At 56.0% G+C, this 16,728-nt stretch carries 15 protein-coding genes; 2 read left to right on the top strand and 13 right to left on the bottom strand.

All coding sequences use genetic code 11. The features are described from left to right. Window positions 1-31 precede the first annotated feature (31 nt). Window positions 32-1,033, top strand: coding sequence for a zinc-binding alcohol dehydrogenase family protein (locus tag AC3RPL_RS22950; RefSeq protein WP_490741660.1), 1,002 nt, complete (start codon window positions 32-34; stop codon window positions 1,031-1,033). 17 nt (window positions 1,034-1,050) lie between these two features. Here AC3RPL_RS22950 and nadR read toward each other — a convergent pair whose 3' ends face one another. From nadR to serB, 3 genes are all read right to left on the bottom strand, one after another. Continuing rightward, window positions 1,051-2,277, bottom strand: a complete 1,227-nt coding sequence (nadR, locus tag AC3RPL_RS22945) for a multifunctional transcriptional regulator/nicotinamide-nucleotide adenylyltransferase/ribosylnicotinamide kinase NadR (protein ID WP_490741659.1) — start codon at window positions 2,275-2,277, stop codon at window positions 1,051-1,053. Window positions 2,278-2,381: 104 nt separating this feature from the next. Further along, window positions 2,382-3,764, bottom strand: a complete 1,383-nt coding sequence (gene radA, locus AC3RPL_RS22940) for a DNA repair protein RadA (protein ID WP_490741658.1) — start codon at window positions 3,762-3,764, stop codon at window positions 2,382-2,384. 9 nt (window positions 3,765-3,773) lie between these two features. Then, the gene (gene serB / locus AC3RPL_RS22935; RefSeq protein ID WP_490741657.1) at window positions 3,774-4,751 is read right to left on the bottom strand and encodes a phosphoserine phosphatase; all 978 of its coding nucleotides are present in this window, start codon (window positions 4,749-4,751) and stop codon (window positions 3,774-3,776) included. A gap of 116 nt (window positions 4,752-4,867) precedes the next feature. Here serB and AC3RPL_RS22930 point away from each other — a divergent pair, with 116 nt between their 5' ends. Further along, complete coding sequence (locus tag AC3RPL_RS22930; RefSeq protein WP_490741656.1) at window positions 4,868-5,536, top strand: YtjB family periplasmic protein; 669 nt, start codon at window positions 4,868-4,870, stop codon at window positions 5,534-5,536. A 200-nt stretch (window positions 5,537-5,736) separates the two neighbouring features. Here the strand turns inward: AC3RPL_RS22930 and yjjJ are convergent, their stop codons facing one another. The 10 genes from yjjJ to prfC all read right to left on the bottom strand — a co-directional run bounded on the left by yjjJ (window position 5,737) and on the right by prfC (window position 16,527). Beyond that, the gene (gene yjjJ, locus AC3RPL_RS22925) at window positions 5,737-7,068 is read right to left on the bottom strand and encodes a type II toxin-antitoxin system HipA family toxin YjjJ (RefSeq protein WP_490741655.1); all 1,332 of its coding nucleotides are present in this window, start codon (window positions 7,066-7,068) and stop codon (window positions 5,737-5,739) included. Window positions 7,069-7,245: 177 nt separating this feature from the next. Next, on the bottom strand, window positions 7,246-7,965 hold the full coding sequence (deoD, locus tag AC3RPL_RS22920; RefSeq protein ID WP_034939647.1) for a purine-nucleoside phosphorylase: 720 nt from the start codon (window positions 7,963-7,965) through the stop codon (window positions 7,246-7,248). A gap of 39 nt (window positions 7,966-8,004) precedes the next feature. After that, a complete protein-coding gene (gene deoB / locus AC3RPL_RS22915; protein ID WP_034939645.1) occupies window positions 8,005-9,228 on the bottom strand; it encodes a phosphopentomutase in 1,224 nt (407 codons plus the stop codon). A 62-nt stretch (window positions 9,229-9,290) separates the two neighbouring features. Then, complete coding sequence (deoA, locus tag AC3RPL_RS22910) at window positions 9,291-10,613, bottom strand: thymidine phosphorylase (RefSeq protein ID WP_490741654.1); 1,323 nt, start codon at window positions 10,611-10,613, stop codon at window positions 9,291-9,293. A 15-nt stretch (window positions 10,614-10,628) separates the two neighbouring features. Beyond that, a complete protein-coding gene (deoC, locus tag AC3RPL_RS22905; protein ID WP_490741653.1) occupies window positions 10,629-11,402 on the bottom strand; it encodes a deoxyribose-phosphate aldolase in 774 nt (257 codons plus the stop codon). 269 nt (window positions 11,403-11,671) lie between these two features. After that, window positions 11,672-12,448 carry a TatD family hydrolase gene (locus AC3RPL_RS22900; RefSeq protein WP_490741652.1) on the bottom strand — a complete coding sequence of 259 codons (777 nt, stop codon included), beginning with the start codon at window positions 12,446-12,448 and terminating at the stop codon, window positions 11,672-11,674. Continuing rightward, window positions 12,445-13,497, bottom strand: a complete 1,053-nt coding sequence (locus AC3RPL_RS22895) for a patatin-like phospholipase family protein (protein WP_490741651.1) — start codon at window positions 13,495-13,497, stop codon at window positions 12,445-12,447. Before AC3RPL_RS22895 ends, AC3RPL_RS22900 begins: the two co-directional genes overlap by 4 nt. A gap of 254 nt (window positions 13,498-13,751) precedes the next feature. Beyond that, window positions 13,752-13,913 (bottom strand): DUF1328 domain-containing protein, encoded by a 162-nt coding sequence (locus AC3RPL_RS22890; protein WP_071995045.1) that lies wholly within the window; start codon window positions 13,911-13,913, stop codon window positions 13,752-13,754. 123 nt (window positions 13,914-14,036) lie between these two features. Beyond that, entirely contained in the window at window positions 14,037-14,651 is a 615-nt protein-coding gene (gene osmY, locus AC3RPL_RS22885; RefSeq protein ID WP_490741650.1) for a molecular chaperone OsmY, read from the bottom strand. Window positions 14,652-14,937: 286 nt separating this feature from the next. Continuing rightward, window positions 14,938-16,527 (bottom strand): peptide chain release factor 3, encoded by a 1,590-nt coding sequence (gene prfC, locus AC3RPL_RS22880; protein ID WP_490741649.1) that lies wholly within the window; start codon window positions 16,525-16,527, stop codon window positions 14,938-14,940. Window positions 16,528-16,728 lie beyond the last annotated feature (201 nt).

Raw genomic sequence — 16,728 nt, 5'->3', positions numbered from 1 at the left:
ACTGAATAACACACCTCAAAGGAGATACGCTATGACAATCAAAGCAATTGCTGTTAATCCAGAAAAACCGGAGCAATTTTTTGAATTTCAAGCAAAAAATTGCATTCCAGGCGACTACGATCTGCGGGTGGAAGTGCGCGCAGCCTCGGTCAATCCGGTGGATACCAAAGTGCACAAGGGTGTACAAAAGAGTGGTCTGCAACAGCCGCGTATTCTGGGTTGGGATGCCAGCGGCGTGGTACTGGAAGTGGGCAGTAAAGTCAGTGATTTCAGGCCTGGCGACGAAGTTTACTATGCGGGGGACATCACCCGTCCGGGCAGTAACAGCAGCCAGCAATTAGTGGATGCGCGCATCGTCAGCCACAAACCCACCTCGCTGAACTGGGCAGAGGCAGCGGCCATCCCGCTGACCGCGCTCACCGCGTGGGAAGGGTTGTTTGACCGGCTGCATATCGACCAGGCTGAGGAAGGCAAAACCTTACTGATCGTCGGCGGTGCGGGCGGGGTTGGCTCGCTGGCCATTCCTTTCGCCCGGCTGCACAGCAAGGTCACCATCATCGCCACCGCATCGCGTCCCGACTCAGCACAATGGTGTAAGGATCGTGGAGCTGACATGGTGATTGATTACAAAGATATGCCCGCAGAGCTGGAGAAACACGGCCTGAAACAGGTGGATTATATTTTTTGTCTGAATGATACCGATGGCCACTGGGAGACGATGGCAAAGTTGATTGCCCCACAGGGACATATCTGCACCATCGTGGAAAATGAGCATCCCCTGAATATGGAACAGATGAAGCTGAAAAGCGCCTCACTGCATTTTGAATTTATGTTCACCCGCAGTATGTTCACCACGCCGGATATCAGCCGTCAGGGTGACATTCTGCATCAGACCGCGACACTGCTGGACGAAGGGAAAATCACGACATCGCTCAGTAAAACGCTGCACGGACTGAGCGTGGAAAACCTGACTGAAGCGCACCGCCTGGTACTGGACGGCCATATGCGAGGTAAGGTGGTGGTCACATACTGACCGTCAACGGGGGCGATTCACGCCCCCAACATCTCTTTCACCAGATCGACACAGCGCAGAAAACGCGCGTCGTAGTTGTCCTGCTCAACATGCTGATAAGTGATGTTATTTTCCTCCAGCATCGACACCAGCAATGCCTGAAACTCTTTGCGATCCACCGAGCTGCCCAGGCTGCGCAGGCCGTCAGCCACCCACGGCACATTGTTCTCTACCAGGATCACCAGGTCGAAACGATACTCGTCGATCAGCGCCTGTACGAAAGGATGCTCACGGCCTTCATATTTTTTACAGAAAGCCTGTGTGGTGACAAAGTCAGTATCGATAAAGGCCACTTTGTTGGCATATTTTACTGCAAAATCAATATACTGCGCCTGACCCAGCGCGATTTTGTCATAGTCGGAATATTGCAGCGCCATCTCGTCGCCGCCCAGATGGGAGAAGACATAATCACGGCCAAACTCCCATGCGCTGGTGGTGTTGAAAATGTTAGCCAGCTTGTTGACCAACGTTGATTTACCGCTCGACTCACCGCCAAGGATCGCCACCGTGCGCACAAAGAACGGCTTCACTTCGGTCGGAATATATTCCCAGTAACGGAACGGATCCTGGCGGATCTGCGTACCGCTGATATTCATAAATGAGCGCTTCGGATCGATCAGCACCGTATCAATCCCCAGATGCTGCTGGTACTGCGGTGCGTCCGGCTCTTCGCTGGTATAAACCCGGTTCGGTACGATGCCGTGATTCAGCATAAATTCGTTAATGCCACGGCTCCAGACATCCCAGCCGTGCGGATATGGCTCCATCCCTTCTTCATTGAAAGCATGGATACGAATGTTCTTCTGATATTTGAAGGTTTGCAGCAGCCAGCGCAGGCGATCGCTCACCGTCGGCTGCTGTGACATGGCGCTGTCTTCAAACAGCTTACGGTCGCGTGATTCATCGTAGCCCATGACGATATGCAGCTCATCCACCTGGCTACAGGCGCGCTGGATCAGATAAATATGGCCGGTGTGCAACGGATAAAATTTGCCAAAAACCACGCCAACCGTTTTTTCCCGACGCGGAAATTCCAGCCCAAGAAAACGGTGTAGGGCTTCCAGCTTTTTCGCGCTGGGGCTTTTAATTTTGGCGTTCAGCAACTGGCTGAGATAGCCCTTGGTCATGTCACTGGCATCAGCCACCTGCTGCAAGGTGCAGCCCTGCTGGCGAATCGCGTTTTTCAGGTACTCAAAAGACGACATCAGATGCCTCCTGCATAAAGGGCGAATAAATTTTAGTTATGTGATGATGTTACGTCAAATCAGCGGCATAACCGAAGGCACAGCATCTCTTACTACTGGAACCCTTAAAGCTCATCCAGAACAGAAAGGGCATCGGCCAGCTTCTTCACCCCGTATACCTTCATATTTTCCGGCATTTTCTTTGGTACATTGGCCGCAGGCACAATCGCCCGGCGAAAGCCATGTTTCGCTGCCTCAGAAATGCGCTCCTGGCCGCTGGGCACCGGCCTGATTTCGCCGGCCAGCCCGACCTCACCAAATACCACCAGGTCCTGAGGTAAAGGACGATCACGCAGGCTGGAAACCATCGACAGCATCAGCGCCAGATCGGCGCTGGTTTCGCTAACCTTCACGCCGCCAACCACGTTAACAAAAACATCCTGATCCGCCATTTGCAGACCGCCATGCCGGTGCAGCACCGCCAGCAGGATCGCCAGGCGGTTCTGTTCCAGCCCGACCGCCACGCGCCTCGGATTACCCATCATCGAATGGTCAACCAGCGCCTGAATCTCCACCAGCAGCGGTCGCGTTCCTTCCCACAGCACCATTACCGAGCTACCGGAGGTGATCTCCTCACCACGGCTTAAGAAGATGGCGGAAGGATTGTTGACCTCGCGCAGGCCCTGCTCGGTCATAGCAAACACCCCCAGCTCATTGACCGCCCCAAAACGGTTTTTATGGCTGCGCAGGGTACGGAAGCGGGAATCGGCATCACCATCCAGCAGCACCGAGCAGTCAATGCAGTGCTCCAGCACCTTGGGACCCGCCAGCGAACCATCTTTGCTCACATGCCCCACCATCACTATGGCCACGCCGCGCGTCTTGGCAAAGCGGGTCAGATAAGCGGCGGTTTCACGCACCTGCGCCACGCTGCCGGGAGATGACTGGATATCCGCCATGTGCATCACCTGGATGGAATCAATCACCATCAGCTTCGGCTGTTCCTGTTCGGCAATCAGGCAGATCTGCTCAATGCTGGTTTCCGACAGCATATTGAGATTTTCTGTCGGCAGGCCCAGCCGATGCGCGCGCATTGCCACCTGTTGCAGCGACTCTTCGCCGGTGACGTAAAGGGTTTTCATTCCTTCGGCCAGTTTGCACAGGGTTTGCAACAGCAGAGTACTTTTGCCCGCGCCGGGGTTTCCGCCGATCAGAATCGCACTGCCAGGCACCACACCGCCGCCTAACACCCGGTCGAACTCTTTAAAACCGGTGCTGAAACGGGGCATCGCCTCAAGGCTGACCTCTGACAGCTTCTGCACCCGACTGACACCGGCACTGCCGGCATAGCCCGAAAGCCGCTCGTTACGTGCCGCTGCGGGCGAAGCCGCCAGCCGTACCTCGGTGATGGTATTCCAGGCGTGACAGGCACTGCACTGCCCCTGCCAGCGAGGATAATCTGCGCCGCATTCGTTACAGACAAAGGCGCGTTTTGCCGCTTTGGCCAAAGCTACCCCTTAACGCTCTTCGTGGATCAGGCTGCCGCTGAGGATACAGAGCACCCCCATTAAATCGGCATGACGGATAATAACTTCAGTTTTTTCATTCACTTTCGGTTTGGCGTGATAGGCGATACCCAGCGCAGCAGCCTGAATCATCAGCAAATCATTCGCGCCGTCGCCAATCGCCACCGTTTGCTCCGGGGCTATCTCAAAGCTTTCGGCCAGCTTTTGCAGGGTATCCGCTTTATACTGCGCATCGACGATATCACCCAGCACCTCTCCGGTCAGTTTGCCATCGCGGATTTCCAGCTGATTCGCCACCACGGCAGACAGGTGCAGGGTATCGCGCAGATATTCCGCAAAATAAGTAAAGCCGCCAGAGGCGATGGCCACATGCCAGCCCAGCGCATGGAGTTTTTGCACCAGCGAAACCAGCCCCGGCATCAGCGGCAGACGGTCGCGCACCTGTTTCAGAATACCGGCATCGGCATCTTTCAGCGTCGCCACGCGCTCACGCAGACTGGCGGCAAAATCCAGCTCGCCCCGCATCGCCCGCTCGGTGACATCTGCCACCCGGTCACCGCTGCCCGCCAGGCGAGCAATCTCATCGATGCACTCGATTTCAATGGCGGTGGAGTCCATATCCATCACCAGCAGACCGGGCGTTTTCAGGTGAGGAATGTGTCCCAGCGGGGCCACGTCCAGACCCGCCTCATGCGCCAGACGGGTTGCCTGCGGCGTCAGCGAACCGGCCAGCCGCACCACATGATAATCTTCCACCTGCCAGGCGCTGACGATCACCAGCGCGGCACCCAACTGATGCTGTAACGCCGTGAGACTGCTTTTATCCAGCCTGCGCCCGTACAGCAGCCAGCCAGTATGACCGGCGCGGTAGTCCAGCGGCATCACTTCATCCCCGCTGAGAGAAAGGGGTAAAACCGGCCAGAGTGAGATATCGGATGGCAGGTCGCACCAGGTCAGACTATTAGGCATTACAGCTCCTGTAAGGACATTTTAACCACGCAAGAGGCTACCCTGTCAGGCCCGCTTCTGGCAACATAAAGCGTCAATACGGACGGCGGTTCGACCATATTTTGTGAAGGATAAAGATGGCAAAGGCCAAACTAAAATTTCGTCTGCACCGCACGGCAATCGTCTTAATCTGCCTGGCTCTGCTGGTGGTGCTGATGCAGGGTGCCTCCTGGTTCAGCCTGGGTCACCAGATGGCGCGCTCCGGGCAGGTGGAGGAACTCGCCCGTACCCTGACCCGCCAGGTGGCGTTCAGCCTGACGCCGCTGATGGAAAACGGTGACGATAACCGGCAGAAAATCGAAGACATCCTCAGCCAGTTAACCCACGACAGCCGCATTCTGGATGCATCGGTTTATGACGACAATGGTGCGCTGCTGGCGCACAGCGGCGAGACGATAGGCGTGCGTGACCGGCTGGCGCTGGATGGTCAGCGGGCCGGCAGCTACTTTAACCATCAACTGGTTGAACCGCTGAACAGCCCTGAAGGGCCACGTGGTTTTCTGCGCGTCACGCTGGATACCCACGTTCTGGTGACGGAATCCCGCCAGGTAGACAACACCACCAACATTCTGCGGCTGATGATGTTGCTGGCGCTGGCGATTGGCATCATCCTCAGCCGGACCTTACTGCGTAACCGCCGCACCCGCTGGCAGCAATCCCCCTTCCTGCTGACGGCGAACAAACCGGTGCAGGAAGATAACGCCGACAGTAGCGAGACGCCCGCCGACCGCCAGGAAAAACCGTAACCCAGCGCCCTTCGCCGTTACTGGTACAGACGACCAGCACGGCGCGAAGAACAGCAGCGCTCACGCGGCAAATGAAGCGCCTGCGCGCTGCGCCCGACATGACTAATAAATCAGCCTTCAGCTTTGACCATCGGCTCATCGCCCGCACGTTATGCGCCATTTGAGGATAACGGACAGCGTGGCAGATCAAACCGTTGCGCTCAGGCCATCCGCTCAATTTGCGGTAACAGCGCCTTCAGCGTCTGCAGCATATCGCCCGCCAGTTGCCGGAACCCCTCACTCCACGCGTCTGAATCAGCAATGGTTTGCCAGTAACGTTGCGCCAGCGGCATCGCCTGTCGCCAGAGGGTTCCGGACACGCTGGCATCCAGCGCAATGACCGGCACCGTATCGCGCATGAACCCCGCGCTGTTGGGGGCCAGGCTCATCGGCAGCATGTCATACGCCGGGGTCAGGGTCAGCCGGGGCGACGTGGGGAAAAAGGCCAGATTGCCGCTGTGCATATCGCCATTGGCGGTCAGGCGGCCAAACGCCCATTGTAGCGTTCCGCGCGCTGCATCCTCGGACGAGATTTTTTTCTGCGCCAGCAGCGCCTGCAACGCCTGAGGCCAGCGCTGTTGCGCACCATAAAACTCTGCCTGCACTGCTTCAAGAGACACCAGCCCGCGCCTGCCGTGCGCACCTGCACGGTCAAAACGCACCACTTCAAGGAACACCTGACCACTTTCCAGCGTGGTGATACTGGCCCTGGCCGCAGCCATTCCCGCCCCGGCCAATAGCTGTAATGCCAGTGCTTCCGCTTTTAACAAATCACACCAGCGCTGGCTGTTATCGTTACGCTGTGCTGGCGTGAATTTCACCAGCAGATGCGCATTTTCACCTGAGTGCTGTTCGGCATAACAGGTGAATTTAGGCTGCTCTCCCCCGGCTGACGATCCAATTTCTTCCCCTGCCAGCACCTTCTGAGCCAGCAGAGGCCAGGCTTCGGCCTTTTCCTGCCGGGTCACAGGCTCTGGCTCCGGCTGTTGCAGCCAACGCTGATAACTTTGCTGACCCGCCAGCCAGTTGCCTGAAAGGTCGCTGCCGTATGAGGTCAGCGCCATCAGCAGATGCTCATCACTCCACTGGCGAACATCTTCCGGCAGGTCAAGCTGCCGCGCGCACTCCCGCCCCCACGCCCTGCCGAGGAAGCCCTGTGGTCGCATGTCACTGAGATACCACGGCATGCCCGCGAAATGTTGCCAGCTGCCATCACGCTGCTGCACAACGCAGCTGCCCGCAGGCCAGACGCTGTAAAGCTGCCCGGCGCGATTTGCCCGCCCCTGTTCATCCACCTGCCACAACGGAAAGCTGCTTTCGCCCCGCAATGGACGTAGCAGCGCATAACGTGTGGCACGGGCACGTCCATATTTCAGCACCTGTGGCTGAGCTGAAATCAGTCGCGAGAGCGTAGCCTGACTGACGCCCAGACGGGCCATCAGTGCAGCCGCATCCATCGGGCCTTGCAGTAACAGTGCGTCGATATCACTCATTCTGAATAGTTATATGAATAGATTCATGAATAGATAATTACCATCTATTTTTATGAAAAAAAAGAAAAATTCATACAGATGCAGTCAAATAATGAATAGATAGCAGGAAGGATTTGGTGACGAGGCTGAAAACAGCTGACCGGCAGGCACCGGTCAGCAAAATCGATAACGGTCAAATCAGGCTTTGTCGCCCAGCAGCACCGACTCCAGCGCGATTTCGATCATCTCGCTGAAGGTGGTCTGGCGCTCTGCGGCGGTGGTCTGTTCGCCGCTGCGGATATGATCGGAAACGGTACAGATGGCTAACGCTTTGGCCCCAAATTCTGCCGCCACGCCGTAGATCCCGGCCGCTTCCATTTCCACGCCCAGAATGCCGTATTTCTCCATCACATCGAACATCTGCGGGTCCGGAGAGTAGAACAGATCGGCAGAAAAGAGATTGCCCACCCGCGCCTGAACGCCCAGCGCTTTCGCCGCGTCTACGGCGTTGCGCACCATATCAAAATCCGCAATGGCGGCAAAATCATGATCTTTGAAACGCATCCGGTTCACTTTTGAATCGGTGGATGCGCCCATGCCAATCACCACATCACGCAGTTTCACATCGGCACGCACCGCGCCACAGGAGCCAACGCGGATAATCTTTTTGACGCCGAATTCGGTAATCAGCTCTTTGGCGTAAATTGAGCAGGAAGGAATGCCCATACCGTGGCCCATCACCGAAATTTTACGGCCTTTGTAAGTACCGGTGTAACCCAGCATCCCGCGCACATTGTTGACCTCTACCGCGTCCTGCAAAAAGGTTTCCGCAATGTGCTTAGCCCGCAGCGGATCGCCCGGCATCAGTACCACGTCAGCGAAGTCACCCATTTCAGCGTTAATATGAGGCGTTGCCATGTTTTATCCTTTTCTTATCTGGTCAGTAAATTGCGCTGATTACAGCATACTTTTGCCATATTCCATCGGGGTCAGGCCAAAATAGTTAGCCACCGTCTGGCCAATGTCCGCAAAGGTGTCACGATGCCCCAGCGAACCCGGCGCGATCCCCGGTCCGTAAATCAGCACCGGAATATGCTCACGGGTATGTTCGGTTCCCGGCCAGGTCGGGTCGCAACCGTGATCGGCGGTGAGGATCAGCATATCGCCCTCTTTCACCAGTGCCATCAGCTCCGGCAGACGGCGGTCAAACAGCTCCAGTCCGCCCGCGTAACCTGCCACGTCGCGGCGGTGTCCCCAGGTGGAGTCAAAATCAACGAAGTTGGTAAAGACAATGCTGTTATCCGCCGCCGTTTTCATCTCTGCAAGGGTGGCGTCAAACAGCGCATCCAGCCCGGTGGCCTTCACTTTTTTGCTGATACCCACATTGGCGTAGATATCGGCAATCTTACCAACGGCAATCACCTCACCCTGTTTTTCATCCACCAGCTTTTTCAGGATGGTAGGCGATGGCGGTTCCACGGCCAGATCGTGGCGATTTCCCGTACGCTCAAACTGCCCGGCTTTCGCACCGGTGAACGGACGCGCAATCACCCGACCGATGTTATAGCCGCCTTCGGTCAGGGCTTCACGGGCGATTTCACACAGCTGGTAAAGCCTCTCCAGGCCAAACGTCTCTTCGTGACAGGCAATCTGGAATACGGAGTCAGCGGAGGTATAGAAAATCGGCTTGCCGCTTTGCATATGTTCTTCGCCAAGCTGGTCGAGGATCACCGTACCAGAAGAGTGGCAGTTGCCCAGATATCCCGGCAGGTCAGCTTTTTCCACCAGCTCATCCAGAAGCGCCTGCGGGAAGCTGTTCTCTTTGTCGGTGAAATAACCCCAGTCGAACAGCACCGGCACACCGGCAATTTCCCAGTGGCCCGATGGCGTGTCCTTGCCCGATGACAGCTCGCTGGCAAAGGCATACGCGCCGGTGATTTCAGCCGCTTCATCCAGCCCCGGCGGAAATTTCCCGCTGGACTCTTGCGCCGCTTTACCTAATCCCAGCGCGGTCAGATTGGGCAGATGCAGCGGCCCCTTACGTCCTTTATCGGCCTCACCGTTGAAGCACGCCTGCGCAATGTGCCCCAGGGTATCCGCACCCGCATCACCGAATTTATCAGCGTCTTTGCTGTACCCGATTCCGAAAGAATCAAGCACCATAATGAATGCACGTTTCATTCTCGTCTCCTGCGTGTTGAACGCGATGAGCATAAATTTTATCGATCGGAACAGTATGCCGTTTATCCGGCAATTCGGCGACAGATAACTGGCATGACCGGCGGCGCACTCTCACCAACGGTGACAGCCCGTTTCAGCGCGGCGGCGGCCTCCTGCCAGCCAGATTCCGTCGCCGCGTGGATCACCGCCAGCGGGCGCTGGTGATCAACATAGTCACCCAGCTGCACCATCTCACTGAAGCCAACGCTATAATCGATCATATCACTGGCACGGCGGCGTCCACCGCCTAATGCCACCACCGCCATCCCCAGCGCGCGGGTGTCCATCGTGCTGACAAACCCGGCGTTATCGGCATACACCGCTTTACTGAGGGTCGCTGCGGGCAGATATCTATCGATGTTTTCGACAAAGTCCGCCGGACCTTGCTGCGCGCTGACCATCTGCGAAAACACCTCAACGGCACGCCCGTTATCCAGCGCGGCCTGAAGCTTCGTCATCGCCTGCGGGATGTTTGCCGCCAGCCCGCCGGATACCAGCATTTCCGCACTCAGCGCCAGCGTGACCTCCAGCAGACGCGGATTACGGTACTCGCCGGTGAGGAAACGCACCGCTTCCCCCACCTCCAGCGCATTACCGGCGCTGGAAGCCAGCATCTGATTCATGTCGGTCAGCAGCGCGGTGGTTTTGCAACCCGCGCCATTGGCCACGCCGACAATCGCCTCCGCCAGCAGAGTGGACTGCGCAACGGTGGGCATAAAGGCACCGCTGCCCACTTTGACATCCATCACCAGCGCATCCAGACCTTCCGCCAGCTTTTTGGCAAGGATTGAAGCTGTTATAAGCGGGATGGAATCGACGGTCGCGGTGATATCGCGGGTGGCATAGAAACGCTTATCCGCCGGGGCCAGCGAGTTGGTCTGGCCGATAATGGCAACGCCTACCTCGCGGATAATACGACGGAACGTTTCATCGTCCGGAAAAATAGCAAAACCGGGGATCGCTTCCAGCTTATCCAGCGTGCCGCCGGTGTGACCCAGCCCGCGCCCGGAGATCATCGGAACATAGCCGCCACAGGCCGCCACCATCGGTCCCAGCATCAGCGAGGTAACGTCGCCCACCCCGCCCGTGGAGTGTTTATCCACCACCGGGCCGTGAAGATTCATCCCCTGCCAGTTAAGCACCGAGCCGGAGTCGCGCATTGCCATCGTCAGCGCCACCCGCTCAGCCAGCGTCATATCGTGGAAGTAGATGGTCATCGCCAGCGCCGCGATTTGCCCCTCCGAGACTGAGTTATCGCGAACGCCGTTGATGAAAAAGCGAATTTCTTCTTCGCTCAGCGCCTGACCATCTCTTTTCTTACGGATAATTTCTTGCGGCAGGAACACGTTTCCTCCTGACCTTTAATAGGCTGAATCACTTTTCGCGTCGGAAAAACCCGCCGCATTTAACAGGCTGGCCAGCAGGCTGGATGCCCCGAAACGGAAATGACGCGCATCGGCCCAATCGCTGCCGAGAATCTCGTCAGCCAGCTTCAGATACAGGGCTGCATCTTCCGCCGTTTTCACCCCGCCCGCAGGCTTGAAGCCCACCTGATGGCGGACGCCTTTATCGGCAATCACCCGCAGCATAATTTCCGCCGCTTCCGGCGTGGCGTTGACCGGCACCTTGCCGGTTGAGGTTTTGATAAAATCCGCACCCGCCTCAATCGCCACGTCGGCCGCCTGACGAATAAGCTCAGCGGTTTTCAGTTCGCCGGTTTCAATAATGACTTTCAGCAATACGCCCGCATCGGCGCACGCCTCTTTACAGGCGCTAACCAGGTCATAGCCCACCTCTTCATTACCCGCCATCAATGCCCGATAAGGAAACACCACATCCACTTCATCGGCACCGTAAGCAATGGCGGCATGGGTTTCCGCCAGCGCAATATCAATATCATCGTTGCCGTGAGGAAAATTGGTCACGGTGGCGATGCGGATCTCCGGCGTACCCTGTTCATGCAGGGCTTTACGGGCAACGGGAATAAAACGGGGATAGATACAGATAGCGGCAGTATTGCCTGCCGGAGATTTCGCCTGACGGCATAACGCGATGACTTTTTCATCCGTATCATCATCGTTCAGCGTGGTCAGGTCCATCAGGTGCAGCGCACGGATGGCAGTTGAGTCAGTCATAATGCTCTCCACAGAAGAATGTTAAAATAATAACAGTCTATGCGGACTGCTAACTGTGATTAGTTTCACATGCATAATAGTGTCGTTGCAGTATTTGTATATTGAAAGCGATCATTATCACAGAATTTTGCGATACGGGCGGGTGTCCGGTCATTAAGTGGTGAAAACAACGGCAGCAACAGAATGTGATTATTGTAACATCCGCCGCGGCTACCACGTCTGGAAATGCATGACGTCCCTGCCCCCCAGTACGGGATGACCAACCCCGGCTAAATGCCAAACACCCGGCGGGTATTTTCACGCAGCGTTTCGGCTATCTCCTGCGGGGATTCAGGACGGATTTCACACAGGCTTTGCCACACCACCCGCACTCTCTCCGGACGGTTCGGCTCTCCCTGAAAACCCTGCACGGGCATGTCCGGAGCATCCGTTTCCAGTAGCAACGCGCTTAACGGCAGGCGGGCTATGGCATGGCGGGTTTTACTGGCGCGAGGATAGGTGATGGTGCCGCCCACACCAATGGCATAGCCCGCCCGGATAAAAGCCAGCGCCTGTTGCTCACTACCGGCAAAACCGTGTACCACGCCACGCCGTGGCAGAGAGAATTTACGCAGCGCCATCGCCAGCTTATCGTGGGTACGGCGGGAGTGGAGGATTACCGGCAGATCGTAATCCCGCGCCAGCCGCAGCTGTGCATCCAGCGCAGCCAGCTGTTTGTCGAACTGAGGGTCAGCGATAAACAGATCCAGCCCTATCTCGCCAATCGCCACCAGCTTTTGCGGGCGTTGCTTCAGGTAATCTTCCAGCCGTTGCAGAGAGAAATCATCATATTCCGCCATCGCCATCGGATGCGTACCCAGCGCGGCATAAAGCGGTGGCCAGCGGTCAGCCAGCGCCATCACCCCGGCAAAACGACTGGCAGCCACACCAACCACAATAATTTTTTCCACCCCCGCTGCGGCAGCCAGCCGCAGACTTTCAGCTTCATCGCCGCTGAAGGGCGCGAAATCAAAGTGGCAATGGGTATCAACAAAACCAGCATTCATGCCAGCGATCCTTCATTGTAATCCGCATCGTTATCCGCCAGCGTGCCGGGCATGTTCACCGTGCGCTCAGGCTCATTAGCCACCGGCGTGGCTGGCACCACCGCTTGTCGGCTAAGCTGCAAACGGTTTTCCTGCAACCACTGGCCTGCCGTCGCCAGAAAATAGCGCCCACAGCGGCGGCCCAGATGATAATCCTTGTTCAGTGACGCTACCCGACTGCCCAGCGCCATGCTGGCCAGCGGCTGCGGCGGGAAAATTTCAATAATAGTCAGATCGCCGGGAGGATTTTCGATAAATTCCTGCGTCTGGCGATAGCTCTCCTCATGCAGATGCATGACATTCATCAGCGGCTGCAAGGCACCGTCGCTCAGCCAGCGTTCGAGGCGTTTCAGCCATTGCGGCGTGTAGGTCATTTGCGACGGCACGGTGCGGATCACCACAATGGTTTCGGCACCGCGTCGGGCCGCTTCTCTGACCGGAATCGCATCGCTGATCCCCCCATCCAGATAGCTGATGCCTTCAAGAAAGACACCCGGACGATACATTCCCGGAATGGCACTGGAGGCTTTGATGATGTTTAACCAGTTTGCCGCCGTTGGCGCAAAATAGCCCGGCGAGTAGTCATCACTGCGGCAGGCACACATATAAAATTCCCGGCCAGAAGAGAACATCTTCTCTCCTGCCGCCATCGCCAGCGGAAACTCTTTCGCCGTGATATCCACCAGCCAGTCGAGATCGATCAGATGTCCGCCCCGCACAAAACGCAGGGGGTTAAAGAACAGTTTGCTGGTGGTATAGCGGGTGATCACCCGGCGGGCATAGCCAGGCTGCCCACAGATGTAGGCCGAGAGGTTTTGCGCCCCGGCAGAGGTGCCCATCAGCAGGTCAAAAGGGTTAAAGTCAGCCCGCTGAAACTCATCCAGTACGCCAGCAGTGAAGATCCCACGCTGACCACCCCCTTCGCAGACCAGCGCCAGTTTACCCGGACGAAAAGGCGTGAACGCCAGTGGCGCAATATTGCCAGGGGTTATCGGGATATAGTGACCCAAAATCAGTCTCCTGCGGGGGGATGAATGAGATGAGAATAACCCCAATTGGCTGAAACTGTTTGCTCATCGCAGCGGTTAATTATTGTCATTATGTTGCAGAAAATAGTACGCGGGAGGGTGACAGCAATACAGCGAAGGTTAATGCAGGCGGCAGCAGGTATGAAATAACAAAACGGGAGCACAAGGCTCCCGTTGGCGAACTCTACCGGCCAGCCAGAAATTGTGGCATAACCGGTTGTATTAAAGGACGATAACTAGAGTTTCTTCCTGCCAGTGAACAGGCTGATCAGGAAGATGATGATACCGACCACAAATACGACTTTAGCGGCCCATGCAGCCGTACCGGCCAGACCACCAAAACCCAGTGCTGCGGCAATCAGCGCGATAATCAGAAAAATAATACCCCAACGAAACATAAGCCTCTCCTCACCAATTTTAAAAACAGACCTGCTTGTGTTATTAACTCAGGCCCTCAGGGGGCCTGGTTTTATCGTATTCAGTACTGTTGAGGGCCGCGACTGCAACGACCCACGTCGGCATTACGGTTTAACAGTGATATCGTTTTTCACACTTTTCACGCCTTCAATGGCTTTGGCGATGCCTTCCGCACGGTCGGACTGTGCCTGGGTTTTCACCGTACCGGAGAGCTGAACCACACCGTTGGTGGTTTCAACTTTCACATTCCGTGATGGCACGATGTCATCTGCTAACAGTTTAGCCTTAATTTTACCGGTCGTTGAGGTATCTCCGGCATAGCCGCTTACGCTGGCTTTGGTGCTGTCTTTAACGTGAAGTTTGTCACTGACAGATTTAACGCCTTCAACTTTTTTTGCTGCGGCAACGGCCAGCTCTGCCTGGTCCTGAGAAGGAACAAAACCGCTCAGCGTTACCACGCCATCATGGGTTTTCACCGAGATATCGGAGCTTTTGATCGCGTCGTTATCTACCAGGGCCGCTTTGACTTTAGCCGTCACGCCGCTGTCATCCATGTAACCACCGACTTTTTTCATCGAGCTGTCGATTTTGGCACCTGCACTGTCTGTGGTGCTTTGCGTCGTGGTCGTCGCCGTCTCATCTGCCAGCGCGTAGCCGGTCATCAGCGCAGAACCAACCAGTACAGCCGTAAGCGTTTTTGCAATGTTAGTCTTTTTCATGGCATTTCCTTTTTCATGTTATTGCACTCACAACTGTGAGCTGTCAGCCACAAACGGCGTGGCTGTAGTGGAAAGACGTCGCAGCAATCTCTGCCGCATATTTTGCGTCCGGTAGAAATAAAGATAGACGCTAATTGGCATTTCACCGTTTTTTATGGTTGATATGATGGATAAATAGTCAGAACACAGTTTTTTTAAGAGGAGTCTGCAAGCAGGTCTGCGAGGGAAGAGTAAAGAAAAGCGATGCACCGGGCATCGCTTTGAAGTGTAGTTTAAATCTGGCCTGTCAGTGTTCGCGGGTTTTACGAAATACCACGTCAGGATAGCGTTCCTGAGTGATATTCAGATTCACTATGGTCGGGGCGATATAGGTCAGATTATCGCCGCCATCCAGTGCCAGGTTAATTTCATTTTTGCGCTGGAATTCATCGAATTTCTTCGCGTCGTTGCACTCCACCCAGCGGGCAGTCGAGACGTTGATCGCTTCGTAGATAGCTTCAACGTTGTACTCACTCTTCAGGCGGGCCACTACCACATCGAACTGCAACACCCCCACCGCACCCACGATCAGGTCGTTATTGTGCACCGGGCGAAACACCTGGACGGCCCCCTCTTCAGAGAGCTGCACCAGCCCTTTCAGCAGCTGTTTCTGCTTCAGCGGATCGCGCAGGCGGATCCTGCGGAACAGTTCCGGGGCGAAGTTCGGGATACCTGTGAACTTCATGTTTTCGCCCTGGGTAAAGGTGTCGCCAATCTGGATGGTGCCGTGGTTGTGCAGCCCGATGATGTCGCCCGGGTAAGCCTCTTCAACGTGAGAACGGTCGCCCGCCATAAAGGTCAGCGCGTCGCTGATCACCACATCTTTGCCGAGACGAACCTGGCGCAGCTTCATCCCTTTTTCATACTTACCGGACACCACGCGCATAAACGCCACGCGGTCACGGTGTTTCGGGTCCATATTCGCCTGAATTTTGAACACAAAGCCGGTGAATTTCTCATCGGCGGCGGTAACCGTACGTAAATCGGTGTTGCGCGGCATCGGGGATGGCGCCCACTCCACCAGACCGTCCAGCATATGGTCAACGCCGAAGTTACCCAACGCGGTGCCAAAGAACACCGGTGTCAGTTGCCCGGCCAGGAACAGTTCTTTATCGAACTCATGGGATGCGCCCTGCACCAGCTCCAGCTCTTCACGCAGCTGCGCGGCCAGATCGTCGCCCACCGCCTTCTCCAGCTCTGGATTATCCAGACCTTTTACCACCCTTACCTGCTGGATGGTATGGCCCATCCCGGTCTGATAAAGATAGGTTTCATCTTTATACAGGTGATAAACCCCTTTGAACTGTTTGCCGCAACCGATGGGCCAGGTCACCGGCGCACACGCAATTTTCAGTTCGCTTTCCACTTCATCCAGCACTTCCATCGGGTCACGGATATCGCGGTCAAGCTTGTTCATAAAGGTGAGAATTGGCGTATCACGCAGCCGGGTCACTTCCATCAGCTTACGGGTACGATCTTCAACGCCTTTCGCCGCGTCAATGACCATCAGACAGCAGTCAACCGCCGTCAGGGTGCGGTAGGTATCCTCTGAGAAGTCTTCGTGGCCTGGGGTATCCAGCAGGTTGACCAGGCATTCACGGTAAGGGAACTGCATTACCGAGGTGGTAATGGAGATGCCACGCTGCTTCTCCATTTCCATCCAGTCCGATTTAGCATGTTGGCTGGAGCCACGGCCTTTCACCGTTCCGGCAGTCTGGATAGCCTGCCCGAACAGCAACACCTTTTCGGTGATGGTGGTTTTACCGGCATCCGGGTGGGAGATAATGGCAAAAGTGCGGCGACGAGCCACCTCCTGCATAAAGGGTGCGTTTGTCATGAAAAGAACTCTGTCTGGTGCCGTGCCGCCATTACGCCGCCGCGCAGTGGCCTCACAGGCAATTAATCATCAATGGCCGGCATTTTCACCGATCCGGGCGCTATAAACAATCCGCAACGCCGTTCAATACACAATAACAACCTGTGTCGGGTTTCCATATTTTTACACTGGCCAGGCCTCTTGATGTGACAGCAATAATAA

This window comes from Erwinia papayae, from assembly GCF_058241465.1.
Note: the sequence above shows the minus strand (reverse complement) of the source record. Positions and strands in the feature narration are given on the sequence as shown.

Bases quoted from the DNA above. Each gene is read 5' to 3' on its own strand.
- yjjJ (WP_490741655.1), bottom strand. From the start codon at position 7,068: ATGAGTGATATCGACGCACTGTTACTGCAAGGCCCGATGGATGCGGCT.
- serB (WP_490741657.1), bottom strand. From the start codon at position 4,751: ATGCCTAATAGTCTGACCTGGTGCGACCTGCCATCCGATATCTCACTC.
- nadR (WP_490741659.1), bottom strand. From the start codon at position 2,277: ATGTCGTCTTTTGAGTACCTGAAAAACGCGATTCGCCAGCAGGGCTGC.
- deoB (WP_034939645.1), bottom strand. From the start codon at position 9,228: ATGAAACGTGCATTCATTATGGTGCTTGATTCTTTCGGAATCGGGTAC.
- osmY (WP_490741650.1), bottom strand. From the start codon at position 14,651: ATGAAAAAGACTAACATTGCAAAAACGCTTACGGCTGTACTGGTTGGT.
- AC3RPL_RS22930 (WP_490741656.1), top strand. From the start codon at position 4,868: ATGGCAAAGGCCAAACTAAAATTTCGTCTGCACCGCACGGCAATCGTC.
- AC3RPL_RS22900 (WP_490741652.1), bottom strand. From the start codon at position 12,448: ATGAATGCTGGTTTTGTTGATACCCATTGCCACTTTGATTTCGCGCCC.
- deoD (WP_034939647.1), bottom strand. From the start codon at position 7,965: ATGGCAACGCCTCATATTAACGCTGAAATGGGTGACTTCGCTGACGTG.
- AC3RPL_RS22890 (WP_071995045.1), bottom strand. From the start codon at position 13,913: ATGTTTCGTTGGGGTATTATTTTTCTGATTATCGCGCTGATTGCCGCA.
- deoC (WP_490741653.1), bottom strand. From the start codon at position 11,402: ATGACTGACTCAACTGCCATCCGTGCGCTGCACCTGATGGACCTGACC.
- AC3RPL_RS22950 (WP_490741660.1), top strand. From the start codon at position 32: ATGACAATCAAAGCAATTGCTGTTAATCCAGAAAAACCGGAGCAATTT.
- prfC (WP_490741649.1), bottom strand. From the start codon at position 16,527: ATGACAAACGCACCCTTTATGCAGGAGGTGGCTCGTCGCCGCACTTTT.